We start from the raw sequence: 1,838 nt of genomic DNA, 5'->3' as shown, positions 1-1,838 counted from the left end.
TTAGAGGATTCCACACGAGCTGAATATTTCAAAAAAGAATTCCCGGAAAGGTTTTTTAATCTGGGGATCTCAGAGCAGGATATTTTAGGCACATCCGTAGGTTTAAGCTTAGACGGGCTTATCCCTTTTGCCTGTTCCTTTGCGGTGTTTTTGACCAACCGGGCTTACGATGTTTTGAGGATTTCGATCTGCTATAATAACCGTAACGTCAAGCTGATCGGCTCACACGCCGGTCTTACTGTGGGCGAGGATGGAGCCACTGCCCAGTGTCTGGAGGATTTCGCCATCACCAGGGTTTTGCCGAATCTAACGGTTTTCTCGCCAGTTGATTTTATTGAAGCGAAAAAAGCCACCTACAAGATGGCAGAAATCTGCGGCCCGGTTTATATGCGACTGGCACGTGCACCTTTTCCGATAGTCACTAAAGAATCTGACCCGTTTGAGCCTGGTAAGGCGAATCTGGTAAGAGAAGGAAAGGACGTTACCATAATCGCCACAGGTCTTATGGTTTCCGAATCTTTAAAAGCTGCAGATATGCTCAAAAATGAAGGAATAGATATTCGGGTGTTTAATTTCCACACAATAAAACCGATCGATAAGGAGACAATCATAAAATCGGCTCAAGAAACCGGGGCAATAGTAACGGCTGAGGAACATCAGATAAATGGGGGACTGGGTAGCGCAGTGGCTGAGGTGTTAACCAGGAATCATCCGGTTCCTCAGGAAATGGTGGCAGTTTTAGATACTTTTGGCGAGTCCGGGGATGCAGAGGGCCTGCTCAGAAAATATCATCTGAAAGACATCGATATTGCGGAGTCTGTAAGGAAAGTGCTCAAAAGAAAAAAAGGGTGAAGGATAACCTGGACAAAGATTCAGGAGTTATGGGAAAATCAGAAATAGTCCCCTCCTTGCTCTCGGCTGATTTCTCAGCTTTGGGTGAGGAGATAAGGAAAGTCGAAAAGGCTGGATGTAAGCGTCTTCATCTGGACGTGATGGATGGGCATTTTGTTCCGAACATCAGCTTTGGGCCAGTGGTAATCAAAGCTGTTAGAAAAAGGACTAAACTTTATCTGCAGACTCACCTGATGATCGACCAGCCGGGGGAATATCTAAAAGAGTTCAAAAAAGCAGGAGCTGACTGCCTGATTATCCATCAGGAGTCGTGCTGCGATTTCAGGAAAACCCTAAGGAAGATAAAATCTCTGGGACTGGACGCAGGAGTTGCTTTGCGGCCTAAAACGCCACTCGAAACCATTAAGGACGTTCTTCGGCAGCTGGACATGATTTTAATTATGACAGTCGAGCCTGGTTTTGGAGGACAGCCGTTCATCCGGGGGATGGAAAAAAAGATTGCCAGAACAAGGAATCTATTAGAGGAGAAAAATTTGGAGATGCACCTCGGAGTGGATGGAGGCATAAATTTGAGAACTGCTCCCCTTGTGGTCAAATCAGGTGCAACTCTTTTGATAGCAGGGGAAGCTGTTTTTAAAGGGGATGCTCTGAAAAATATTAGAGCACTCTATAAAAGTATCCATATTTAAGGAGTAGTATATGCCAAAAAGACCATTAATCATCTTAGGCTCTGACCATGCTGGTTTCAAAATAAAGGAGTTCATCAAAAAAGAGCTTCTTAAGAAAAATTACCCACTGCAGGATGTGGGAACCTTCAGCTTGAAAAGAGTCGATTATCCGGATTTTGCAGAGAAGGTGGCACTCGAAGTCAGAAAGGACAAAAACAGAAAAGGAATCCTCACCTGTGGCACTGGAATTGGGGCATCCATTGCTGCCAATAAGATACCTGGTATAAGGGCAGCCCTGGTCAGCAATACAAAAGATGC

At 44.9% G+C, this 1,838-nt stretch carries 3 protein-coding genes; all 3 read left to right on the top strand.

The window, feature by feature from the left end; all coding sequences use genetic code 11:
- On the top strand, nt 1-852 hold an 852-nt coding region (locus MUP17_10665), incomplete at its 5' end, for a transketolase family protein (GenBank protein MCJ7459441.1).
- A 29-nt stretch (nt 853-881) separates the two neighbouring features.
- Complete coding sequence (gene rpe, locus MUP17_10660) at nt 882-1,541, top strand: ribulose-phosphate 3-epimerase (GenBank protein ID MCJ7459440.1); 660 nt, start codon at nt 882-884, stop codon at nt 1,539-1,541.
- 10 nt (nt 1,542-1,551) lie between these two features.
- Nucleotides 1,552-1,838 (top strand): RpiB/LacA/LacB family sugar-phosphate isomerase (locus MUP17_10655; GenBank protein MCJ7459439.1); only part of this gene is annotated, 287 nt, incomplete at its 3' end.

Source organism: Candidatus Zixiibacteriota bacterium (assembly GCA_022865345.1).
GTDB lineage: Bacteria > Zixibacteria > MSB-5A5 > MSB-5A5 > RBG-16-43-9 > RBG-16-43-9.
The sequence above is the reverse complement of the archived record's forward strand: the minus strand, read 5'-3'. Positions and strand labels throughout refer to the sequence as shown.

Coding starts and splice junctions, on each gene's coding strand:
- rpe (MCJ7459440.1), top strand. CDS start 882: ATGGGAAAATCAGAAATAGTCCCCTCCTTGCTCTCGGCTGATTTCTCA.